18 protein-coding genes and 1 tRNA gene are annotated in these 18,146 nt (G+C 56.1%); 7 read left to right on the top strand and 12 right to left on the bottom strand.

Annotation, left to right across the window (positions count from 1 at the left end; all coding sequences use genetic code 11):
- Window positions 1-34 precede the first annotated feature (34 nt).
- Both rhuM and HEQ34_RS02865 read right to left on the bottom strand, forming a co-directional pair.
- Entirely contained in the window at window positions 35-1,021 is a 987-nt protein-coding gene (gene rhuM / locus HEQ34_RS02870; RefSeq protein ID WP_296197093.1) for a RhuM family protein, read from the bottom strand.
- Between the two features lie 176 nt (window positions 1,022-1,197).
- A tRNA-Gly gene (locus HEQ34_RS02865) sits at window positions 1,198-1,272 on the bottom strand.
- Between the two features lie 185 nt (window positions 1,273-1,457).
- On the opposite strand from HEQ34_RS02865, the gene HEQ34_RS02860 reads away from it, so the two are divergent.
- Window positions 1,458-2,366: a tetratricopeptide repeat protein gene (locus HEQ34_RS02860; RefSeq protein ID WP_296197177.1), complete on the top strand. Its 909-nt coding sequence runs from the start codon at window positions 1,458-1,460 to the stop codon at window positions 2,364-2,366.
- The gene (locus HEQ34_RS02855; RefSeq protein ID WP_296197173.1) at window positions 2,363-2,980 is read left to right on the top strand and encodes an LON peptidase substrate-binding domain-containing protein; all 618 of its coding nucleotides are present in this window, start codon (window positions 2,363-2,365) and stop codon (window positions 2,978-2,980) included. Before HEQ34_RS02860 ends, HEQ34_RS02855 begins: the two co-directional genes overlap by 4 nt.
- Here HEQ34_RS02855 and HEQ34_RS02850 read toward each other — a convergent pair whose 3' ends face one another.
- The 6 genes from HEQ34_RS02850 to HEQ34_RS02825 all read right to left on the bottom strand — a co-directional run bounded on the left by HEQ34_RS02850 (window position 2,981) and on the right by HEQ34_RS02825 (window position 7,134).
- A complete protein-coding gene (locus HEQ34_RS02850) occupies window positions 2,981-3,604 on the bottom strand; it encodes a MarC family protein (RefSeq protein ID WP_296197170.1) in 624 nt (207 codons plus the stop codon).
- Window positions 3,604-4,287: a hypothetical protein gene (locus HEQ34_RS02845; RefSeq protein WP_296197089.1), complete on the bottom strand. Its 684-nt coding sequence runs from the start codon at window positions 4,285-4,287 to the stop codon at window positions 3,604-3,606. The genes HEQ34_RS02850 and HEQ34_RS02845 overlap by 1 nt, the downstream gene beginning before the upstream one ends.
- Window positions 4,288-4,291: 4 nt before the next feature.
- Window positions 4,292-5,188 (bottom strand): bifunctional methylenetetrahydrofolate dehydrogenase/methenyltetrahydrofolate cyclohydrolase FolD, encoded by an 897-nt coding sequence (gene folD, locus HEQ34_RS02840; RefSeq protein WP_296197087.1) that lies wholly within the window; start codon window positions 5,186-5,188, stop codon window positions 4,292-4,294.
- Entirely contained in the window at window positions 5,185-5,487 is a 303-nt protein-coding gene (locus HEQ34_RS02835) for a YggT family protein (protein ID WP_296197082.1), read from the bottom strand. The genes folD and HEQ34_RS02835 overlap by 4 nt, the downstream gene beginning before the upstream one ends.
- 83 nt (window positions 5,488-5,570) lie before the next feature.
- A complete protein-coding gene (gene argB, locus HEQ34_RS02830; RefSeq protein WP_296197079.1) occupies window positions 5,571-6,461 on the bottom strand; it encodes an acetylglutamate kinase in 891 nt (296 codons plus the stop codon).
- Window positions 6,451-7,134 carry a queuosine precursor transporter gene (locus HEQ34_RS02825; RefSeq protein ID WP_296197077.1) on the bottom strand — a complete coding sequence of 228 codons (684 nt, stop codon included), beginning with the start codon at window positions 7,132-7,134 and terminating at the stop codon, window positions 6,451-6,453. The genes argB and HEQ34_RS02825 overlap by 11 nt, the downstream gene beginning before the upstream one ends.
- An 85-nt stretch (window positions 7,135-7,219) precedes the next feature.
- On the opposite strand from HEQ34_RS02825, the gene HEQ34_RS02820 reads away from it, so the two are divergent.
- Complete coding sequence (locus HEQ34_RS02820) at window positions 7,220-8,485, top strand: NupC/NupG family nucleoside CNT transporter (protein WP_296197075.1); 1,266 nt, start codon at window positions 7,220-7,222, stop codon at window positions 8,483-8,485.
- Window positions 8,486-8,489: 4 nt separating this feature from the next.
- Here the strand turns inward: HEQ34_RS02820 and mutS are convergent, their stop codons facing one another.
- Window positions 8,490-11,093, bottom strand: coding sequence for a DNA mismatch repair protein MutS (gene mutS, locus HEQ34_RS02815; protein WP_296197071.1), 2,604 nt, complete (start codon window positions 11,091-11,093; stop codon window positions 8,490-8,492).
- 101 nt (window positions 11,094-11,194) lie between these two features.
- On the opposite strand from mutS, the gene HEQ34_RS02810 reads away from it, so the two are divergent.
- On the top strand, window positions 11,195-13,456 hold the full coding sequence (locus tag HEQ34_RS02810) for an NADP-dependent malic enzyme (protein WP_296197068.1): 2,262 nt from the start codon (window positions 11,195-11,197) through the stop codon (window positions 13,454-13,456).
- 304 nt (window positions 13,457-13,760) lie between these two features.
- Here HEQ34_RS02810 and bamE read toward each other — a convergent pair whose 3' ends face one another.
- A complete protein-coding gene (gene bamE, locus HEQ34_RS02805) occupies window positions 13,761-14,234 on the bottom strand; it encodes an outer membrane protein assembly factor BamE (protein WP_296197064.1) in 474 nt (157 codons plus the stop codon).
- Window positions 14,235-14,322: 88 nt separating this feature from the next.
- On the opposite strand from bamE, the gene HEQ34_RS02800 reads away from it, so the two are divergent.
- From HEQ34_RS02800 to HEQ34_RS02790, 3 genes are read left to right on the top strand one after another with little or no spacing between them, the layout of a single operon-like run.
- Window positions 14,323-14,871, top strand: a complete 549-nt coding sequence (locus tag HEQ34_RS02800; protein WP_296197062.1) for a ubiquinol-cytochrome C chaperone family protein — start codon at window positions 14,323-14,325, stop codon at window positions 14,869-14,871.
- The gene (locus HEQ34_RS02795; RefSeq protein WP_296197059.1) at window positions 14,865-15,395 is read left to right on the top strand and encodes a YceD family protein; all 531 of its coding nucleotides are present in this window, start codon (window positions 14,865-14,867) and stop codon (window positions 15,393-15,395) included. The genes HEQ34_RS02800 and HEQ34_RS02795 overlap by 7 nt, the downstream gene beginning before the upstream one ends.
- A 12-nt stretch (window positions 15,396-15,407) precedes the next feature.
- Window positions 15,408-16,010, top strand: a complete 603-nt coding sequence (locus tag HEQ34_RS02790) for a CDP-alcohol phosphatidyltransferase family protein (protein ID WP_296197057.1) — start codon at window positions 15,408-15,410, stop codon at window positions 16,008-16,010.
- Window positions 16,011-16,012: 2 nt separating this feature from the next.
- On the opposite strand, the gene HEQ34_RS02785 is transcribed toward HEQ34_RS02790, so the two are convergent.
- Together HEQ34_RS02785 and HEQ34_RS02780 are read right to left on the bottom strand one after the other, a co-directional pair.
- Window positions 16,013-17,473 carry an FAD-dependent oxidoreductase gene (locus HEQ34_RS02785; protein WP_296197055.1) on the bottom strand — a complete coding sequence of 487 codons (1,461 nt, stop codon included), beginning with the start codon at window positions 17,471-17,473 and terminating at the stop codon, window positions 16,013-16,015.
- A complete protein-coding gene (locus HEQ34_RS02780) occupies window positions 17,466-18,143 on the bottom strand; it encodes a TVP38/TMEM64 family protein (RefSeq protein ID WP_296197053.1) in 678 nt (225 codons plus the stop codon). Before HEQ34_RS02780 ends, HEQ34_RS02785 begins: the two co-directional genes overlap by 8 nt.
- Between the last annotated feature and the right edge of the window lie 3 nt (window positions 18,144-18,146).

Here is an 18,146-nt window from a genome sequence, read left to right as displayed (position 1 = left end):
CTAGCTTTGCCAACGCGGCAATGGACAAAATGGGTCAAATCCGAAGGACGCCAAAATGGCTTTGATCTCGAAACAAAATGCCCTTGCAGGCAGAATTACTGCCTGCGGCGGCCATTTTCCTTCGATATCTTTGCCATTTTGACGCCGCGAAGGTGGATTTAATAGGTCCTGACCCTAAATCCTTTAGCTGTTTGTCGAGTAAATGCCCTGCTTCAACCATCGTCTTCAACCGCCCAATGTCCAGTTGATCTTCAAATATATCGAGCAGAATAGTCGTAAGACGATTAAGCTCCTTTATTTCTCGGTCTGCCAGATAGTTCTTAGACGTAGTGACGTCAGCTTTGCTGATGTTGTCATTAGGCCATGTTTGAAGCCCCATGTTGGGTGCATTGGAGTCGGCTCTGATTTTGAGAACTTCGGCAGGGGTATGTGACGCGACCGCATAAATTAGCTTGGCTTGCGTGTTTTTATAGAATTCGTGCCACTCGTCTGAAGTGCCATCATAATCCTGGCACATTGCACAGATAGAACGTAGCTCGCGATAGACATTGGCTTCGTCCGAACGGATGTCCCTGATGATATCGCGTAGCTCAGCAACGCGGTCACGATAATCGGGACTCTTGAGCCGAGTGGCATCTACGACGAATCCCTTCGTGGCGAATTGTACAAGTTTGTCTGTCGCCCATCTGCGAAACAAGGTGGCTTGCTTTGACGAGACGCGGTAGCCGACAGAGATCACCATATCTAAGCTAAACAATGTCGTCGGACCGCCTCGCGGATTCATTTGCATTTTCTGCAAATGATTATCGTCCAATTCACCCTCTTCTAATATCCCGTTGATATGACGCGATATTGTCGAAACATCACGACCGTAAAGGTCGGCGATTTGGGCCTGTGTCATCCAAAGTTCGTCACCTTGATAATAGATTTCTACCTTAGGTCCATTATCGGTTCCATAAACAAGGAAGCGATCACCCGTCGCCTGATCCTCTTGCAGATGCACAGGCTCCAATTCTGACATTAATGCAGTCCTCAAAGCGCGATTTGAACGTAAAGGGAACAAATAGCATTTCGTGCGGAGGTTGCCAATAGCTACCCGCAGAGTGGCAATCACTCTCAACGCATTAGTATACTTAAAAATACCCTGTTTCGCTTCCCCCAAGGGCCGCGATGGCAGTCATCAAAGCTATCGAAAAATGGAGCGGGCGAAGGGATTCGAACCCTCGACCCCAACCTTGGCAAGGTTGTGCTCTACCCCTGAGCTACGCCCGCTCTGGCGGTCAGGCAACTAATTCCTGACGGGTGAGGCGCGCCGTTAGCATGGGGTATATCCCCCCGCAAGCCCCAAATGCCGCCTTTTTACGAAAACGGGGTAAAGCCTGTCTTGTGAAAGCTATCGCTGTGCCCACATAAGGGATGAAACGAATCCTGAAGATTGGAGACTGAACTTGGCGACGATGGGCCTGACCACCGACGAACAAAAAGCCGTTGAGCAATTTCGGACCGACGTTGTCGCGCCGTCGATGGAGCATTTGGTGATCCTCGATTTCTGGGCCGAATGGTGCGGACCGTGCAAGCAACTGACGCCGATATTGGAAAAGATCGCGGCGGAATATGCCGATCGCGGCGTAATACTGGCCAAGGTCAATGTCGACGAGAACAAGTTTATCGCCGCGCAATTTCAGGTACGGTCCATTCCAACGGTTTACGCGATATTCCAGGGGCAGCCCGTTGCGGACCTGTCGCCGGCACGCACGGAACCGCAACTGCGGCAAATGCTTGACCAATTGTTGGAGAAGCTGCCGATCACCGCTGGTGGGGCCGTTACCGACCCAGCCGTGCAATACGCACCGCTTGTGGAAGAGGCTGAGGCCCTTTTGGTGCAGGACAGCGCCGAGCAAGCTTATGCCCTGTTTGCCCAAGTGCTTTCGGTATTGCCCGAACATCCTGCCGCTGTGTCCGGGCTGATCCGTGCATTGGCCGCATTGGGACGTCAGGATGAGGCGCAGGCTATTTTTGACAGCCTCAGCGAGGAACTCCGCGCCGATCCAGCGCTGGAAAAGGCAGGATCGCACTTGAGCATTGCCGCCGCGGCCGTCCCGCCGGAAGAATTGGCGCGGTTAAAGGCCGCCGTTGCAGCGTCACCTGATGACCATGCTGTGCGCTTGGAACTTGCCAATGCACTGATGGCAGGGGGCGACCGTGACGGGTCCGCCGAAGCGTTACTGCATATCATCGCAGCGGACCGCGAATGGAATGACGGCGCAGCCAAGGCGCGGCTCCTCGAAATATTTGCTTTAATTGGATTGGAAGACTCATGGGTAGCAGCGACACGCCGAAAATTGTCAGCGATCCTGTTCGGATGACCGCGCAACGGATTTCGATTTTCCCGCTCACCGGCGCGATTATTTTCCCGAGCATGCAACTGCCGCTGCATATTTTTGAACCGCGCTATCGCGATCTCGTAAGCGATTCGCTGGCCCGTGACCGCAAGATCGGTATGATCCAGCCCAAGGGGCAAGGCAACCAGCCGCCTTTGTTCAACGTCGGCTGTCTTGCACGGATTCACGATGTGGAGGCGCTAGACGATGGGCGATACAATATCATTCTTGAAGGCGTGCAACGCTTTTCGGTGATCAAGGAATTGAATGTGACCACAAGCTTTCGCCAAGTTGAGGCCGAATTGTGGGACGAAGATGAGATGGGCGAAGCGCTGTCATTGGCCGAACGCGCGTCGATTGAAATCGAATCACGCCGCTTTGCCGAATCGCAAGGGTATAGCGTCGATTGGGCGGCGGTGTCGCAGCTGGACGATTATTCTCTGGTTAATGCCATTGCCCAAATCGCGCCGTTTGATTTTGCAGCCAAGCAAGCCTTGTTGGAAGCGCGCGGGCTATCCGACCGCGCCGACACTATTGTGCAATTGATGCATTTTTTCGGACGCCATGACGGGTCCGACGACCGCGTCACGCTTCAATAATCAGTCCAGAAAGCTCGCCCTCAGGCCATCAATGACAAATTGCGCGGCCAACGCGGCGAGCAGCACACCCAACAGCCGCGTGATCACGGCTTCAGCATTGGCACCTAGAACGCGCATGATGGGGCCAGCGGCGAGCAGCGCCAATAAGGTCAGGACAAGCACGGTTCCCAATGCCGCCAAAATGACGCCAGCGCGGTCAATCCCGCTATTTTGCGACATAAGCAGCATGACCGAGGCAATGGACCCTGGCCCTGCGATCATCGGCATGGCCATGGGGAAGACAGAAACGTCCTCAATCTCGGGCGTGTCGATGATTTTCTGCGCGCGTTCCTCGCGGCGTGACGTGCGCTTTTCAAACACCATGTCGATGGCGATTAGGAACAGCATGATCCCGCCTGCAATCCGGAAGCTGTTCAATTCAATATGCAACGCGCCCAGCAATTGTTCGCCGAACAACGCAAAAACCAGCAATATCCCCGACGCAACCATGACGGCACGCAACGCCATATTGCGGCGCTGGGTTGCATTGGCGCCCTTGGTCAGGCTGGCGTAAATCGGCGCACAGCCCGGCGGGTCGATCACCACGAAAAAAGTGATGAAGGCCGAAAGAAACAGTTCAATCATCATTGCGGCGCAACCTCATCCATGATGACAGTCTCGGTTGCCGCGCCATTCCATAATGTTATTTCGACGGTGCGTGCGCCGCTTGGCTGAACGATATAGGTGTAGCGCAACGATTGATCACCCGCATAGCCGGTTTTTATTGTTGCACCCTGAGGCCGGGTAGTGAACGTCGCGGACGCTCGGCCTTTGCAACTGGCGACCTTCGTTTCAATCATCTCTTTGGGGGCACGTGGCACGGTCAGGGTGTCGTTATGGTGTAGCACCCATTTCCATTCCCCGTCACCGCGCGCATTTTTCTCCACTAATTGCCAGACATTGGTGAAATAGCCGACCGCGCCATCCGGCCTCTCCCACGCGCCCGTCGTTACACCCGTTTTGCCATCGCAGGACATGACCGCCTTATGCGGTTGCCACTTTACCGAAGCAACGGGGTCCGCCTTGCCCTTCAGCCATTCGAGCGCAAGCGTGGGTTGCGGCACGAAAATTACGGCGTCCTTAGCGGCTGTTTCACGAAAAGCGGTCCATTGCCCCTTTTGTTGTGCAAGCTGATTAAAACCAATGTCTGCCGCAATAATCGCGCTTGGGTTGGCGATTTTGGGCTGAAATTCATAATATTCGCGGCTTGGCGACGACGCACAAGCCGAAAGCGCTGCGGCAGCAAGAAGGACAGGAAATGCTTTCATCGCGTCATATTCCTTCTGGTGCGGCAACTCCTGCCCGGCGGTGCGCGGCAACCAATGTATTGCGCAACAGGCAGGCAATGGTCATGGGCCCGACCCCGCCCGGGACAGGGGTTATGGCCCCAGCATGGCGCAACGCGTCGTCAAAGGCAACGTCGCCGACCAAACGACCTTTGCTTTGGCCCGCCTCGGGCTCCAAGCGGTTGATGCCAACATCAATCACCACCGCGCCGGGTTTCAAATAATCGCCGGTCACCATCTCCGCGCGGCCAACAGCAGCCACAACGATGTCTGCACGGCGCACAACATCTGGCAAATCCTGCGTTCGGCTATGTGCGATTGTCACAGTGCAATTTTCGGCCAACAGCAATTGCGCCATCGGCTTACCGACAATGTTCGACCGCCCGATAACCACGGCGTTCTTGCCGGACAGATCACCCATATGGTCCTTTAACAGCATCAGGCAACCAAGCGGCGTGCAAGGGACAAACGCCTCCTCACCCACCGCGAGACGCCCCGCATTGACGACATGAAAGCCGTCAACATCCTTGCCCGGATCAATCGCGGCGATCACGGCTTTATCGTCGATATGCGGTGGCAAGGGCAATTGCACCAATATGCCATCGACGGCAGCATCGGCGTTGAGTGTTTTGACCAGCGCGATGAGTTCGCCTTGCGAAACCGACGCGGGCAGGCGATGTTCGAAGCTGTTCATGCCCGCCTCGACCGTCGCTTTCTTTTTGGAACCCACATACACTTGACTGGCCGGGTCTTCACCCACCAGCACAACGGCAAGGCCCGGCTTATGGGCCGTTAACGCTACAAAGTTTTCAACAGCAGCGGCCACGCGCAGACGCAATTGGGCTGCAAATGCCTTGCCATCAATAATCACTGCGTTGCTCACATGCCCGCCGCAGAAATATCATTGGCCACACCCACCAACAGCATCTGCAATATGCGCAGACCGATCAATAACACCATCGGCGAAAAATCGATCATCCCAGTATCAGGCATGATCTTGCGGATAGGCTTTAGAAACGGATCCAAGATAACCGAAAGCGCGTGCCAGATGGAGGCGACGATGTTGTTCGACAGGCTGACGACATTAAACGAAATCAGCAGGCTCAGGATGAATTGAATGATGACGACGGTGGACAATATCGTCATCAAATATCCGATTATGGAAATAAGCGCGAGAAGCATGGAATTCTCCGAAAAAAGTTTGTCGAAGCGATTAGCCGAGGCAGCGCGCTGTATCAACTGCCCAAAACAGTGCAGGCCGCGGTTTACTTGTGAATCAGGGTTCCTGCACCCTTTACGGTGAACATTTCGATGAGCATGGCATGGCTGGTGCGACCATCGAGGATAACCGCCGCATCCACGCCCGCTTGCACCGCATCGACACATGTTTGGATTTTGGGGATCATCCCGCCGCTGATCGTGCCGTCATTTTGCAACGCGGCAATCGCCGCAGGGTCAAGGTCTGTTAGCAATTCGCCCGACTTGTTCAGTACGCCAGCAACGTCGGTCAAAAGGAAAAGCCGCGAGGCCCCCAGCGCACTCGCCACCGCGCCAGCCATGGTGTCGGCGTTGATGTTATACGTATGGCCATCTACACCAACACCAATCGGCGCGATCACAGGAATCATGCCTGCCGCGCTAATCGTATCAATGATGCTGCGGTCTACGGTGGTTGGTTCGCCGACAAAGCCAAGATCGATATTCCGTTCGATATGGCTATCGGGGTCTTTTTGTGTGCGTTGCACCTTGGTGGCGGTCACGAACCCGCCATCCTTGCCCGATATGCCCAGCGCCTTACCACCGGCGGCATTGATCCAGCCGACCAGTTCCTTGTTAATCGCGCCCGATAGCACCATTTCGGCAATCTTTGCGGTTTCGGCATCGGTGACGCGAAGGCCATCCACAAATTCGCTCTCCACGCCCAATTTCTTCAGCATTGCGCCAATTTGCGGCCCGCCGCCATGAACGACAACAGGGTTGATGCCGACAGCCTTTAACAACACCACATCGTCGGCGAAATCGCGCGCGAGGCTGGCATCGCCCATCGCATGGCCGCCATATTTGACGACAAAGGTCTTACCCGCATAACGCTGCAAATAAGGCAGCGCCTCGGTTAGCGTTTCGGCCTTGGCGAGATTGGCGGGATCAATGGTCATGCGCACCAACTGCTTTGGGGTCTGTGCCGTCCAGCTTATGGCCGTAGCTGACAAAGAAAGTGATGAGCAACGGCACCATGATCATGCTCAGAACAACCTTCGCCAGCATTTGGCCGAACAGCAAGTCCATGATGGGGAACACGCCGTAAAAGGCAATGCTTACGAACAATAAGGTATCAATGATCTGCGATAAAACCGCAGCGATGGCGCCGCGCAACGCCACATATTTGCCCACAGTATCTTTCAAACGATCAAACAGATAGACGTTGAGCATTTGCGACACGCCATAAGCGATTATGCCTGCCAGCCAAATGCGCGGCGTCTGCCCCATCATGGTGTTGAACGCATCCAGATTTTTGGCGTCCATCTTCGGCGACGGCGGCAGTGAAAGCACCAGCAACGCGAGCAATATCGACGCAATGAGCGGAATGAAGCCATATTTGACCAATCGATCCGCAATAATCTTACCGTGCAAGGCTGCTACCGCGCTGGAAAGGATGACCAGCAAAAGAAACGGAAAAATGCCCGCTTCAACAGCCAGCGGCCCTAAAGAAACCTGCTTATTTCCAAGCACACCGGCAATGCACACCATGCCGCCATAAATGATTGAAAACATGAAAAGCGATTTAGGGATGCCCCCGCTCGTCGCATGTGATGTGGTTTGATCAGTCATCCAAAACTGACTAGCGTCTAATTTTATTGGCGCAAGGCCAACGATGGCGCTAGGTGTCGCCTCATTATTCTGGGGTCGGGACTTTATGCAGATTTTAATGAGTATCGCGGGCATGGTCGTCATTCTGGCGATTGCGGTTTTGTTGTCGTCCAACCGCCGTGCGATCAAGTTTCGTGTCGTCGGTGCGGCTTTTGCCCTGCAGGCAAGTTTGGCGGCCTTGGTGTTGTACGTGCCTTGGGGCAAAACTGTGCTTGCGTTCATGTCCAACGGTGTTGCCAACCTTTTGGGCTACGCAGGTGAAGGGACAAAGTTCATCTTTGGTCCTTTAGCTTCCCCCGAAATTGGCGGGAACAGCTTTGCCATTGCAGCGCTGCCAGTGATCATCTTCTTTGCCTCGTTGATATCGATCCTCTATTATCTCGGCATCATGCAATATGTCATCCGCTGGATCGGCGGCGGGCTGCAGAAAATCACGGGCATTTCAAAAGTGGAAAGCCTGTGTGCCGCCGCCAATATCTTTGTCGGTCAATCGGAATCACCCTTGGTCATTCGACCCTATCTCGCTGGGCTGAAGCCTGAACAATTATTTTGCGTCATGACCGTCGGCATGGCGGGCGTAGCCGGAACCATATTGGCCGCTTATGCCTCAATGGGCATCCGCATTGATTATCTGCTTGCCGCCGCATTCATGTCGGCGCCGGGCGGCATATTGATGGCCAAGCTGATGATGCCGGACATCCCGCCGATGCCGGTCAGTGAAAGCGACCCGGCGCTGCCCAACCCGCATCCCGATGATGAGCCAGTAATCGCATATGACGACGGCGAAGAAAAGCCCGCCAATATCATCATGGCCGCCACGCAAGGCGCGCAAACCGGCGTTAAGCTGGCGGTCGCCGTTGGCGCAATGGTATTGGCCTTCGTCGCCCTTGTTGCGCTCGCCAATGGCATATTGGGTGGCGTTGGCGGCTGGTTTGGGCAGCCGGATCTTAGCTTCCAACAAATCGTCGGTTATGTCTTTGCACCACTGATGTTCCTGCTCGGCGTGCCCTGGAACGAAGCCATTCAGGCCGGCGGCCTATTTGGTACCAAGATCGTCATCAACGAGTTTGTAGCTTTTATTGATCTCGGGGCCGAAAAGACGCTTTCGGCATCGACAGTAGCTATTGTCACTTTCGCGCTATGCGGCTTTGCCAATATCCTCTCGGTTGCAATTCAGATCGCAATAACCGGCAGCCTAGCACCCAATCAACGTCCCATGATTGCGAAGCTTGGACTCAAGGCACTTGCCGCAGGGTCGCTGTCGAACCTGATGAGCGCGGCGTTGGCGGGACTGTTTCTGTCCCTGACCTAGGACTTCATCCGTTTTCGCCAGCCGTGCGCTTGAGTTCATACAATAAATCAAGCGCGGCCTTCGGGCTCAGTGCGTCGATGTCGAGGCCGGACAGTTTTTCGCGCAGCGCATCGACTTTCGCCTCGGCGGCATCAATGGCGGCGCTGAATAAAGGCAAATCGCCAAGCCCCGCCGCCAGCCCGCCGGTTTCAACGCGGCCTTTTTCAAGCTTGGCAAGCACGGCACTTGCGCGCGCCACAACCTGCGGCGGAAGGCCGGCAAGCTTTGCCACCGCAATGCCATAGCTGCGGTCCGCCGGGCCATCGGCAAGTTCATGCAGCAGCACCAGATCGCCCTTATATTCTTTTGCGCGGACATGGTGCAGCGATAGCGCATCAAGGCTGTCCGCCAGCCGCGTCAGTTCGTGATAATGCGTCGCGAACAGGCATCGGCAACGATTGGTTTCATGAATGCCCTCCACCACCGCCCAAGCAATGGCAAGGCCATCATAGGTCGACGTACCGCGCCCAACCTCATCCAATATGACGAAGCTGCGCTCGGTCGCTTGGGCAAGAATCGCGGCGGTTTCGACCATTTCGACCATGAAGGTTGACCGGCCGCGTGCCAAATTGTCCGACGCGCCAACGCGGCTGAACAATCGGTCGACAAGGCCAAGCCGCGCCGAGGTTGCGGGCACATAGCTGCCTGCCTGCGCCAGCAAAACGATCAACGCATTTTGTCGCAAAAAGGTCGACTTACCGCCCATGTTCGGACCGCTAACCAGCCATAATCGCTTTTCAGGCGACAGCTTGCAGTCATTGGCGATGAACCGGTCGCCCGACTTTGCCAGCGCGCTTTCGACGACGGGATGACGTCCGCCTTCGATCTCAAGGCAGGGGTGGGCAACAAAATTTGGGCGGCACCAATTGCTCTGCGCAGCGCGCTCGGCGAGCGCGGCGGACACATCAATACGCGCCAAAGCATCGGCGCTTGTGGCAATGGGATCGCGGCGGGACAATATCAGCGCCATCAGCTCTTCCAGATGCGCCGCTTCGGCGGCCAACGCATGGCCGCCGGCTTGCGTGATGCGGACCGCTTCTTCATGCAATTCTGGCGAATTGAACCGCACCGCGCCCACCATCGTTTGCCGATGGGTAAAGCCTGTCCCGGCGGCCATCAATGCATCGCCATGCTTGGCAGGCACCTCGACAAAATAGCCAAGAACGGCATTGTGCCGTATTTTGAGCGCAGATATGCCCGTCGTATCGCGATAACGCGCTTCCAACTGCGCGATCGCTTGTCGTCCATCGCGCCCCGCCACCCGCAGCATATCCAAAGCGGCGTCATAGCCTTCGGCGATATAGCCGCCTTGCGTCGTATCGGTGGGCGGAGAAGTCACCAAAGCGCGCGCCAGCAGGTCGACAATATGGCCATGGCCATCCAATGCGGGCAGAAGTTGATCAAGCAGCTCTGGACGGTCCGCCATTGCGCCCAGACGCTCGCGCAAAGCCCGCGCCGCATCCAACCCGTCGCGAATCTGGCCCAAGTCCCTTGGGCTGCCCCGCCCCGCCACAACACGGCCAAGCGCGCGCGCAATATCGGGCAGTTGCCGCAATGCCGCCCGCACCGCATCGCGGGTCAGCGGCGCATCATGAAACCATTGCACCAGCGATAGGCGCGCATCTATTTTCGCTTTGTCCATCAGGGGGGCAGCAAGATCAGCGGCCAGTTGCCGCGCACCTGCGCCTGTAATCGTGCGGTCAACCTCAGCCAGCAAAGACCCCGTGCGCCCACCTTTGCTAGCGCTGTTGATCTCCAGACTGTCGCGCGTGGCCTGATCAATCAAAAGATGTTCGTGCACCTCGCGGCGGACGGGGAGTTTTAGGAAGGGCATTTTGCCCTGTCCGGCATGCGCGAGATAGGAAATCAGGCCACCAGCCGCAGCTTGTTCGGCCCGCGTGATGGGGCCAATGCTATCGAGCGTATTGAGCGCAAAATGCTGCCGCAACACATCGCCGCCGACAACGCTGTCAAAATCTGCCCTTGGCCGTAGAATGGCACCTGGAAGTTCTGCAAACCCATCGGGCACAACCAACTCGCTGGCGGAAAGCCGTGCCAACTCCGCCTCAAGCGCGCCACCGGTCACTGTGACCAGTTCAAAATAGCCTGTCGAGATGTCGGCGGCGGCTATCCCAAAAAACTCTCCGACCTGCGCAACTGCCACGAGCATGTTGGATGCCCAGCTATCCAGCAGACTATCCTCAGTCAGCGTCCCTGCGGTCACAAACCGCACAATGTCGCGCGTGACCAACGTCTTTCCACCACGCGCTTTGGCTTGGTCCGGGCTTTCCGTCTGCTCGGCAATCGCGACGCGATGCCCCGCCTTAATCAACCGCGCCAAATAACCTTCGGCGGCATGAACAGGCACGCCGCACATGGGAATTGGTTTGCCATCATGTTCCCCGCGCGACGTCAAAGCGATGTCGAGCGTCGCTGCCGCCGCGCGTGCATCATCAAAGAATAATTCGAAAAAATCACCCATGCGGTAAAACAGCAGGCAATCGCCCGCCTTGGCCTTCAAACCAAGATACTGCACCATCATGGGTGTCGGTGTGTTGTCCCCCGCCATAAACAGTGCGTTAGCGAAGCCCGTCGGGCGGGGCAATGCTTGCCCTTGCGTCAGCAGCGCGTTAGGGCTTAAAAATTGATGATAAATGGTCAGGGCCAAGAATGAACGATAGCGACGTCCAAATCACCCCGCAGGAAGCGCTCGATTTCCATTCGCAGGGACGCCCCGGCAAAATCGAAATCGTGGCGACCAAGCCGATGGCGACTCAGCGTGACCTTAGCCTTGCTTACTCGCCTGGCGTTGCCGTGCCGGTGCAGGCCATTTATGATGATCCTGCCACAGCTTACGACTACACCGCCAAAGGCAATCTGGTCGCGGTCATCTCGAATGGCACCGCTATTCTTGGCATGGGCAATTTGGGGGCCTTGGCATCAAAGCCAGTGATGGAAGGCAAGGCAGTCTTGTTCAAACGATTCGCCGATGTCGACTCCATCGACATCGAAGTGAATACCGAAGATGCGCAACGCTTCATCGACGCGGTTGAATTGTTGGAGCCGACCTTTGGCGGCATCAATTTGGAAGATATTGCCGCACCCGATTGCTTCATCATTGAACAAACATTGAAAGAACGGATGAACATCCCTGTATTTCATGACGATCAGCATGGCACGGCGATCATTGCCGCCGCCGGGTTGATCAACGCGTGCGCGCTCACCGGAAAGGCGCTGCAAGACATCAAGGTTGTGTGCAACGGCGCTGGCGCTGCGGCAATTGCCTGCACCGAGCTGATCAAGGGCATGGGCGTGCCGCACAATAATGTCATCATGTGCGACCGGAAAGGTGTCATCTATCAGGGCCGGACCGAAGGCATGGATCAGTGGAAATCCGCGCATGCCGCAAAGACCAGCACGCGCACGCTCGCAGAAGCGATTGTTGGCGCGGATGTGTTTCTGGGACTTTCGGCGGCAAATGCCTTGAGCGCCGATATGGTGAAATCCATGGCAGATCAGCCGATCATTTTCGCGATGGCGAACCCAGATCCCGAAATTTCGCCGCCCGTAGCGCGGGCCGCGCGGCCGGATGCGATTATTGCGACGGGTCGTTCCGATTTCCCCAATCAGGTCAACAATGTCCTGTGCTTCCCGTTCCTGTTTCGCGGTGCGTTGGATGTGCGGGCGACCACCATCAACGAGCCGATGAAGATTGCCGCCGCACATGCGCTGGCGCAACTGGCGCGCGAAACTGTGCCCGAAGAGGTCGCAGCGGCTTATGGCGGCCTCATGCACAAATTTGGCCGGGATTATATCATTCCGTCGCCGTTCGACCCGCGCCTTATGGAAATTGTTGCCTCCGCCGTTGCCAAGGCCGCGATGGATTCGGGCGTCGCGCAAAAGCCGATTGCGGATATGCAGGCCTATCGCGCCAGCCTGCGCGCGCGGCAGAACCCGACGACATCGGCGCTCACCCAAGTTTATGAGGCGGCGCGCGCGAAACCCAAGCGCGTGATTTTTGCCGAGGCCGAAGAAGATGTCGTCGTGCGCGCTGCGGTCCAGTTCAAACAGGACGGCTATGGCATTCCGGTTTTGATTGGCCGTGATGCCCGCGTGACCGAGAAATTGATGGAACTTGGTGCCGATCCCGATGATTATGAGATCCATAACAGCGCCACAAGCCCACTCGTCGATAAAATGGTCGATCGGCTGTACAGCCGCCTGCAACGGCGCGGTTATCTGCGCCGTGATATTCAGCGGATGGTCAACCGTGACCGCAATATCTTTGGCGCGTTGCTGCTACAAATGGATCAGGCCGATGCCATGATCACGGGTGTCACCCGCACCTTTGGCCAGACACTGCGCGAACTGCGCCGCGTGCTTGATGCAAAAAAGGATGCGGTCCCCTTTGGTATTCACGTCATGGTCGGCAAAACGCATACCGTGTTTATTGCCGATACCACCGTTAACGAGCGCCCAAGCGCCGAGGAGCTCGCGCATATCGCAGAGAAGACCGCCGCCGTCGCCCGCCGTATGGGTCATGTGCCGCGCGTTGCGTTTCTGTCCTTTTCAACATTTGGCAATCCTGCGGGAACCTGGCTCAACAATATCCGCGATGCGGTTGCCATATTGGACGCACGTCGGCCCGATTTCGAATATGAAGGCGACATGCCGCCCGATGTTGCGTTGAACCCGGCGCTGATGAAAAACTACCCGTTCTGCCGTCTGTCTGGCCCCGCGAATGTTCTCATCATGCCGGGGCTTCAGTCCGCGAACCTTTCGGCCAAGTTGCTGCGCGAATTGGGCGGGGATCAGGTCATTGGCCCCATGTTGCTGGGCATTGAGCGCCAAGTGCAAGTGGCGACCATGGCGTCAAGCACGAGTGATTTGGTAACGCTCGCGGTGCTGGCGGCTGCGGGGATTGCAGAGTAAATATTTGACGTCGGTTCAGGCGGCTTGCAACTTGCCGCTATTGGATGTTCGTGTCTTTGCGTCTTCGTGCGAACCAAAAAGCTTTGAATGTTCGCACGAAGACACAAAGACCTATCCAAAACCGTCATGCTGGGGCCGATGGCGTGCGCAGCACAACTTGGTTCAGCATCCATCTCGCCTAACAAACCTAAAATCTCGACTGATAGATGGACCCTGAAACAAGTTCAGGGTGACGAAGATTTTACAAGGCGAGATCATTCAGGGACGTCAATTGGATGGTGACGCACCCTTACCGACATTACTTTCAGTTCGGACTATTCGGCGTCCCGCTTGGAGCGCCACCGGCGCCAACGGCACCGATATTGCCGAAAATTTCTTCAAAAAAGCTCGTGTTCCGGCCCAATGTCGGCGTTTTGTCGCCTATCGGGCTGATGTTCGAAATCAATTCCGTTCCCGTTTGGGAAATCGACGCGACATTGCCTGCGGGGTCAAAACGGACCTTTAGGACAAATTGCTTGTCGGCCTTTGGCTGCGAAAACGCCAATTGCTTGGCGTCACGCGAATAATAATACCAGTCATTCTGGTCAAACTGGCCGACAAAGGTTGGGCGGCCAAGCGATGCCTGAACCGATTCCTTATTGTCGACACCCGGCTGAACCGAATTCAGCAAAGTCTGATCACCAATATACCCCTGATGCGAGCGCAGCCGCGTGCATCCAGTGGACAGTGTCAATGCGGCAATCAATGTTGCAAGACCGGCAATTTGCGACGCGCGCATAGACTTCTCCGCTAATCCACTAAACTTGGGCCTTTGCCATTGCATCCTTAAGGCGCAATATCAATATGCAATCCCAGATGAACGCCCGATGAGTAAGGATAAAAAAGCCGTTATGACATTATTGAAACGACTATTCGGCAACGGGCAACCTGACCCCAAAATGAAGCTTGTCCCTTTGTATAACCAAATTGTTGCCAAGGCACGCGCGCCGCATTGGTATGTCGAAGGCCAGGTTTCCGATAGCCTTGATGGCAGGTTCGACATGGTGGCAACGATATTGTCTCTCGTGCTTCTGCGGCTTGAAGAAAGCAAGGCCCACGCCCTTGATATGGCACGGCTGACGGAGGTTTTTGTCGACGACATGGACGGTCAGCTGCGCGAAGTCGGCATTGGCGACATGATTGTCGGAAAGCATATCGGTCAGATTATGAGCGCCGTCGGCGGCAGGCTCGGCGCGCTGCGGAATGCTATGAACGATCACAGCGCCCTTGACGATGCCTTGCTCCGTAACCTCTATCGCAGCGTTGCGCCATCGCCAGAGGCGCTTGCGCATACACGCCAGGGTTTGCTTGATGTCGAACGTGCACTTGGCGCAATATTGCCGGATAAGTTGGTGGAGGGCGGCGCCAAATGGTAACCGCGAATGAGTTCAGCCATGTCATCAAGCTTTCTGAAGTGGGCAGCCATAGCCGCAATATCCAACTGTCGGCGGATGAGGCCGCGCGCGCTGGCCTGATGGCGCGTTTTGATCTGGCTGCGCTGGATTGCCTAAAGGCGGAGATTTCGCTGGCGCATGATTCTAAAGGCGTGGTGGCAACTGGCCGCTTCGCCGCTGACCTCGCGCAATACTGCATTGCATCGCATGACCCTGTGCCCGCCCAAATGGATGAGGCTGTGCATATCCGTTTCATCGCCGAACCCGTTATAAGCGGTGAAGTTGAGCTGGAATTGGAAGCCGACGATTGCGACACAATGTTCCACGATGGCCAGACTATTGATCTGGGCGAGGCAGTGGCTCAGTCGCTTGGCCTGGCGCTTAACCCCTATCCGCGCAGTCCAGAGGCGGAGAAAATGCTCAAGGCCGCTGGCGTAAAGAGCGAGGAAGATGTGGCCCCGACTGGTGCATTGGCTGGCCTTAAGGACCTATTGGCGAAAAAATGATGGGCGCACGCCATGTTTGACGTGGCACTGCGCCGTTTCGTCGACCCTGCACTTATCCGCATGGCGGGTTGGATCGCGGACACGCGCATTTCGGCAAATATGATGACGATCAGCGGCGCAGGGCTTGCGCTAGGCGCTGCTTTTTTTGTCACCCAGTCAAATTTCGCCGCGGCCTTGGGCTTTATCCTGCTCAACCGGATTTTCGACGGACTCGATGGCGCCATTGCCCGCATCAATGGGCCGACCGAATTTGGCGGCTATCTCGACACCATTTGCGATTATGTTTTCTATCTCTCAATCCCTATCGCGTTCGGGTTGATGAACTCCGTCAACCAAATGCCCGCTTTGCTGCTGATCGCCAGCTTCACTCTGACCGCGGTCAGCTTTCTGGCCTTTGCGGCCATTATCGCGCGCCAGACATCCGATGATGGCGCGCATGGGCCAAAGGCATTTATCTATTCAACTGGGTTGATGGAGGGCGGCGAGACAATCGCGTTTTTCGTGCTATTTTGCCTGTTCCCAGGCTTTTTCCCGACGCTGGCGATTGTGTTCGCTGCATTGTGCCTACTGACGGTCGCCCAGCGCTTCATCCTCGCGGCAAAAAGCTTCGACTAGACCTAACCGCGCTGCCAGCGGAACCAGCGTTCTGCCCATTTCAACAAGCCCTCAGGCTTGCGCGCGAGGCCAAATTGCCCCGCAGCATATTTATTCGCTTCCGCCCAAGTGGGGTAAGGGTGAATGGTCTGGAGGATACTGCGCAAGCCCATATTGTGCTTCATGGCAAAGGTGACCTCAGCGAGAATTTCGCCTGCATTCTGACCAATGATCGTCGCGCCCAATATCCGGTCGCTGCCTTTTGCGGTCAGGATTTTCACAAAACCATGCGCCTCGCTTTCGGCAATGGCGCGGTCAAGATCATCCAGATCGTACCGCGTGAGATCAAAGGAAAGGCCCTGCGCTTCGGCTTCGGCTTGCGTCAGGCCTACGGTCGCCAACTCTGGCTCAGTATAGGTCACACGCGGCAGGACGCGATAATCGGTGCGGTATTTTTTGAAGGGACGCGCAAGCGCATTCACGCTGGCATACCATGCCTCATGACTACCGCCATGGGTAAGCTGCTGACGCCCCGCCACATCGCCTGCACATAAAATATGGGGCAAGTTGGTGCGCAAAAATGCATCATTGTCCAGCCGTCCATCGACGATCAGCCCAAGCTCTTCCAAACCAAAGCCTGCGATGCGGGGCTTGCGTCCAACCGCAATGATGATGTCATCATAGGCAATTTCGACCTCGCCGTCCGGCCCCGCCACATATAGCGCCTTGCTTGCTGCAAACCGCACTGCGCGATGGTTATTAAGGACCGACACGCCCTCGGCTTCAAGACGCGTCGTGATTAATGCAGCGGCGTCTGCATCTTCCTTCATCAGCAAACGTTCGGCCATTTCGATTATGGTGACATTCGATCCAAGCCGCTGAAATGCCTGCGCCAGTTCACAGCCAATCGGCCCGCCACCTAAGATGACGAGCCTGGTCGGCGCGGCGGGCCGCGTGGCCATGGCGTCCCACAAAGTTTCGCTGGTCAGATAGCCGCTATCCTCGACACCGGGTAGCGGCGGAATAAGCGGCGCTGCGCCCGTGGCAATAATGAACGACTTCGCCGTCAGCTGCCGTGCGCCATCAATCTCGACGGTCCATGGGTCGATGAAGCGCGCGTAACCCTGCACACAATCAACCCCAAGGCCCGTAAAGCGTTCAACGCTATCATGGGGTTCAATGGCAGTGATAACGTCCCGCACGCGGCGCATGACGGCGGGAAAGTCAATGACGGGTGCGCCAACGTCAATACCAAAGCGCGCGGCATCGGCAATCTGGTGGGCAACCTTCGCGCTTTTGATCAGCGCTTTCGACGGCACGCATCCGGTGTTCAGGCAATCCCCGCCCATCGCATGCGCCTCAATCAACGTCACCTTGGCCTGCACCATGGCCGCGATATAGGCCGACACGAGGCCCGCAGAACCCGCGCCAATGACGATCAGGTTGCAGTCGAACCTTTTGGGTTTTTGCCAGCGTTCAGCCACGGCTGCGCTTAACCAAGGCGACAATAGCCTTTGCCGCCCAAGGGAAGAAAGCGAGCGCGACAAAGGACGCGATCAGCGTTGGCGACAATAGGCCAGAGGTGCTTTCGATACGGCTAATCTGCGTGCCCGCATTTACGAACACAATGGTCGCGGGCAGCATGCCCAATTGGCTGACCCAGAAAAATGTCCGTGTTTTTATCCGCGTCAGGCCCATTAAAAGATTGATCACGAAAAACGGAAACACAGGGATCAGGCGCAGCGTGAAGAGATAGAAAGCGCCATCCTTTTCCAGGCCTTCATCAACGGCACGCAGACGTTCGCCAAATTTGCCCTGCACCCAATCGCGCAGCACGAAACGCGCGCTTAAAAACGCCAAAGTCGCACCCAGGGTAGAGGCAAAGGAAACAATGATTGTGCCAACGAGCACACCGAACAAAGCGCCCGCAACAAGGCTCATAATCGCCGCGCCGGGAATCGAAAGCCCCGTCACCGCGACATATAGGATAAAAAATCCCGCTATATAAAGGATAGGATTGGAGTCCTTCGCCGCGACGATTTCTGATTGGCTGGCCTTAAAGTTTTCGAGGCTCAGAATCTGGCCAAGATCGAAAACGAAATAAGCGACAATCGCGCCGAGCAAAACAAGGACCAAGATCGCCTTTTTAATCATGGC

This window comes from Sphingorhabdus sp. (assembly GCF_023910635.1).
In the GTDB taxonomy this organism is placed as follows: Bacteria; Pseudomonadota; Alphaproteobacteria; order Sphingomonadales; family Sphingomonadaceae; genus Sphingorhabdus_B.
The sequence above is the reverse complement of the archived record's forward strand: the minus strand, read 5'-3'. Positions and strand labels throughout refer to the sequence as shown.